This window comes from Ruegeria sp. HKCCD8929 (assembly GCF_013031405.1).
Classification (GTDB): Bacteria; Pseudomonadota; Alphaproteobacteria; order Rhodobacterales; family Rhodobacteraceae; genus Ruegeria.
This window is the reverse complement of sequence record NZ_WPZY01000097.1, coordinates 1-4,276: the sequence shown is the minus strand read 5'-3', so window position 1 is coordinate 4,276 and position 4,276 is coordinate 1. Positions and strand designations below refer to the sequence as shown.

Sequence of the window (4,276 nt, the reverse complement as noted above, 5' to 3'; positions counted from 1 at the left end):
CTGGAAACCGGCGCCAAAAGGATCCAGAGGCTCCTCTTCGAACAAAAATTCAAAGATGCAATGATGATTTCGATTTCTCAGTCGGAAAAGGACAGGCTGATTTCGAGCAGCGAACTGGTAGCGATTGACGAGGCCGGACAGATACTTGGCGCAACATCGCAAGCCCACAGGCTCATCGACTTGCAAAGCCCCGGTGATCTTGTCGGCAAGCAATTCGATGTTTTGTTCGAGGCGGATGCAAGTGCCCTCGACGCCTGTCCTGAGCTTGTCCAAAAAACGGAAAACAGCGCGGGCAAGATGCTGAGTTTTGCCACGTTGCGCCAGCCCGGAAGCATTTATTCCTCGCGAGGCAAATGCCCGACGCCGGGGAAAATGCGGCCGCAGCGCGTGCGGCGGCGACTGCCGCCGACACTCCGGCAACTGGCGATCGGCAGCGAAACACTGGCCGATCTGTTCGAGCTTGCACAGGCACATTTCACGCGCGCACTGCCGTTCACTATCGAGGGTGCGTCCGGCACCGGAAAATCGGCGCTGGTTGCCGCGCTTCACGCCGCCGAAGGACCGCACCAATCGCAAATTGTCACAATCGACTGCGCTTCGCTGGAAGACAATGAGGCGAGCCGCAACTATATCGCCACGCTCATCGAGCAGGCGCTTGTGACCGATGCTATCGATGACACGGAAAATGACCTGACCACATTGGTATTCGACAACATCGATGAGTTGCCGGATTTTGCCCAAAAGAAACTGCGCAGCTTGTTATCAACGCTCGAAAACGCAGCACACGGGCTTGGCGATTCCGAGCCGGTGTCGGCAATCCGCGTGGTCGCCACGTGCCGATTTCCTCTCATCTCTGCGGTCGATGACGGCAGGTTGCGGGACGATCTCTATTACCTGCTTGGGAATACCAGAATTGAACTGCCACCCCTGCGCAAGCGCCAGCGCCCCGAAGCGGTGGCGGCGGCAATAGCTGCGGACCTGGCCGGATTCGAAGTGGAACTGACCCCCGAGGCCGAGGACGCCATAAGGTGCCATTCCTGGCCGGGCAATATTCGCGAGCTACGCGGCGCGATCCGGCAATCACTTCTGATTGGAGATGGGCGTAGGATCACCTTGCCGGATCTCTGCTCCACGTCGGTGTTCAGGGCGCCCAAGGCGGGCTGCGTAGAGAAAGAGAGCAGCCCGCGCGTGGTGCTCAACACGATATTCGACGAAAAGAAACTGCTGCAGGATGCGTTGCTCAGCGCCAACTGGAATATATCGCGGGCTGCCAGAAATCTGGGCATGGGCCGAACCACCATTCACCGCAAGATGAAGCAGTTTGAAATTGCCCGGCCCGGCTCCACTAATCCGACCGATGGCGATTGAAGTCGTGTGGAGCGTGGTCGTCTACAGAGTGCCTTCTTGAGTCCGCGGGTGACAGAAATCCACCGGTAAATGGCTCAGGGGGTGGCGGTTAGTGCCGCCCGCAGACCTCGGGCGGCACGTATCTCACATCAGGCGAGGTCGTCTTTGCCTTCGATCAGGAAGTGCACGCTGTCCGAGCCTTCGGTGCGGGCCTTGAGGTGCGGCGCATATTCCGGGTCGTTTATGAAGGCCTGAGCGGCCTCTTTCGATGGCCATTCGAGGATGATGCGCAGCGCCGCGGCGGTGTCTGCGCCTTCGACCTGCTCATGGCTTGCGGTGCGGGCCAGGTATCTACCGCCGTGCTTGGCCACCAGTTCGTTGGCGACAGGCAGATAATCGGGGATCCAGGCATCGGTGCTGGGGGTGACCGCAAGTACAGAGTAGTAAGCCATCGGTAGGGCTCCCTGTTAAGAATAAAAAGGACGGGACGACAAGCGCCCCGCCAGGAGGAGACTATTTGTAATCCGCTCGGATCTTGTCGGGGATCGGCGTGTCGTAGTACGCGTTGCGGGCATGGGCCAGCGACGTATTGTAGATGTGCGGCAGCATCATCTCGATCGGATAGCGTGAGACGTTTTCCGAGATGATCTCATTGCCCATCGGGCCTTCCCATCCCGCAGCTTTCACCGCCTTGATGAAACCGACCACATCAAAGTTGCCTTCGCCGATGCAGCAGCGGCTGAGGATGGTCAGTTCCAGGAACTGCGGTGACGAGATCATCAGGAAGTGCTCGGCATATTTCGGTTCGACCAGCCAGCCGTCGTCAAGTTCGCAGCCCTTGATAATGCCCTTGGGCAGGCTGGCGATCTCGTCACATGTGTGACCCTTGGCGTTCGGGTTCCACGTCTTCAGGTTGTTGGTGTGCCAGGTGTCGAAGAACAACCCGCCATTGTCGTTACCCTCGACGATGGACAAGAGTTGATCCAGGTCGCCGCCACTGGGGTCGAGCGTCAGCACTTCATAGGCGACGTCGGTAAAGTCGAATTCCTGGCATAGCTGTTTGAAGTTCTCGCGCTGCACCTCGACCGGTAGCGGCACGAAGAAGTTGCCGACCTTCATGTGGAACGGCTTCAGCACTTTGCCAAGCTCGCGCAGCATGTCGCGGACCGGTTGTTCCGCCATCCGGCGCGGATCGTTTTCGGGATACATCCATTGGGTCAGGAACTCGATCTCGCAATGCTCAATCCCGTTGTTGTCCAGAACGCCCTTCATCCATTCGGCCTTTTGCTGGATGTTCGCGCCCTTGGCTTCGTACCGTAGCGTGTGGTCGAGATCCCAGTGCAGCAGGCCCACGGCGTTGTAGCCGGCCTTGGCGACCTGCTCCATTCGGTACTCGAACGGCCAGAGCGCGGTTGCACGGCCATAAAACGCCTCGTGGCGGCCGTTGTGGATCAGGCTCGACGCGAGCATGATCGGGTCCGGCCCCGTCTGGGCCGATGCCGGTTTGACGGTCGCTGCCACGGGGCCGACGGCACCGAGGGTTGCGGCGCCTGCAGCAGTCGTCTGCAGAAAGCTCCTGCGGGTCGGGTCCTCTAGCGTATCTGTTTTGGTTTCGGATGTGTCAGTCATCTTTTCCTCCCGATGATCGTTGTCTCGGCCTCCTCGCGGGGCACTCTCACACCATGTGAGTTGCGTCGTCCTCCGCCCCAGCGCAGGGCGCAGGCGCCAATTCTAAAAACCGGTCCCTAACTGCCCGTTTTTGGTCAGCCCCAGCTGCGCACCGGGTCCGAACCGTCCCAGCCGCGGGCAGCCTCTTCGGTTGTCCTGAAAATGTCTCGGTAAAGCGGGCTGTTTTCCCAGAACTCGACAAAATGGCCGAGCTCATTGAGGAAGTCGAAATAACACAAAGGCGAACCGCCGATGTCGCATTCGAAGGCAGGCTCATAGCCACGGTCGACGAAGCTCTGAAAATTCGCCGGATAGTCCTCGGGAATGAACCCGAAATGGTGAATGCCGCGGCGTCCGGCGTCGCTCCATTCTTTCTTCCAGACTGACGGCGCGTCGTTGTGCTGAAAGGCCAGTTCGATCTGAACCGCGCCGGTATTGCCAAGCGCAATGGTCACATCGGCATCTTCGGTCGCCGGTTGGCCGCGGTACCTCTGGTTGTCGAGGGCCAGATGCTCGAACAGGAAGAACGGCCCGACTTTCAACTCCTTGGTCCAGAAGTCCAAAGCCTTTTCCAGATCATCCACGACATAACAAACCTGCTGCATTGTGAAGAGCGGTTGCGAGGGACCGTGCATCGGTCCGGCCTTGGCCGCAGATGCTCCCAATGCGCCAAGCGCGGCTGCACCGGCCGCTCCCGATAGCAACAGGTCTCTCCGGAATGGGCCCTTCAAATTCTCGGGTCTGCCAGTCATTCGTTCCTCCCAACTTTTCGGTCCAAGACTGCTTACGGGCAGCCTCAAACCGTCTGATTGCATTAGTTGGGTTGACGTTGGCGCCAAGGAACCGACTCAGCAATCGAAGGATTTTCGGAGACGGAACTGGTGAGCTTAACTGTTCCAAGGCGGAACAGATTGGAACAGTTGGGCATGTATTTCGGTTTAGACGTTTCCGTTGCCCGGGCGGGCAATCGATTGAAAAACCGAAACGTCTACAACGTAAGAATATCCCCGCGTGTGACGTCAGGTGGACGTCTATTAGCCAGCCCCGCCAACACCCTAACCGCACATTGTACCGTCTCGCGCGTGTGGCAGGCCAAGCATCAAGATTTTGGGTCGCTGATCCTACACAAACACCCGTGCATTTGAGCGAAAATCACTTGTCACTTTGATTTAGCGGTCATTTGACCCGAGATAATGGATGGCAGGCTAGGGTCAGGATTCATAACCAGTAGATGACGGTTGCTGCGAGTGCGATGGCGGAC

At 58.3% G+C, this 4,276-nt stretch carries 4 protein-coding genes; 1 reads left to right on the top strand and 3 read right to left on the bottom strand.

Features of this window, described 5'->3' with window-relative positions:
- A partial coding sequence (locus tag GOX53_RS28895) for a sigma 54-interacting transcriptional regulator (RefSeq protein ID WP_171182330.1) occupies positions 1 to 1,368 on the top strand: 1,368 nt, incomplete at its 5' end.
- 128 nt (positions 1,369 to 1,496) lie between these two features.
- Here the strand turns inward: GOX53_RS28895 and GOX53_RS28890 are convergent.
- The 3 genes from GOX53_RS28890 to GOX53_RS28880 form a co-directional block, all read right to left on the bottom strand.
- Positions 1,497 to 1,799 carry a DUF1330 domain-containing protein gene (locus GOX53_RS28890; RefSeq protein WP_171182329.1) on the bottom strand — a complete coding sequence of 101 codons (303 nt, stop codon included), beginning with the start codon at positions 1,797 to 1,799 and terminating at the stop codon, positions 1,497 to 1,499.
- Between the two features lie 61 nt (positions 1,800 to 1,860).
- The gene (locus tag GOX53_RS28885) at positions 1,861 to 2,976 is read right to left on the bottom strand and encodes a TIM barrel protein (RefSeq protein WP_171182328.1); all 1,116 of its coding nucleotides are present in this window, start codon (positions 2,974 to 2,976) and stop codon (positions 1,861 to 1,863) included.
- Positions 2,977 to 3,110: 134 nt separating this feature from the next.
- Positions 3,111 to 3,719 (bottom strand): VOC family protein, encoded by a 609-nt coding sequence (locus GOX53_RS28880; RefSeq protein WP_171182327.1) that lies wholly within the window; start codon positions 3,717 to 3,719, stop codon positions 3,111 to 3,113.
- Between the last annotated feature and the right edge of the window lie 557 nt (positions 3,720 to 4,276).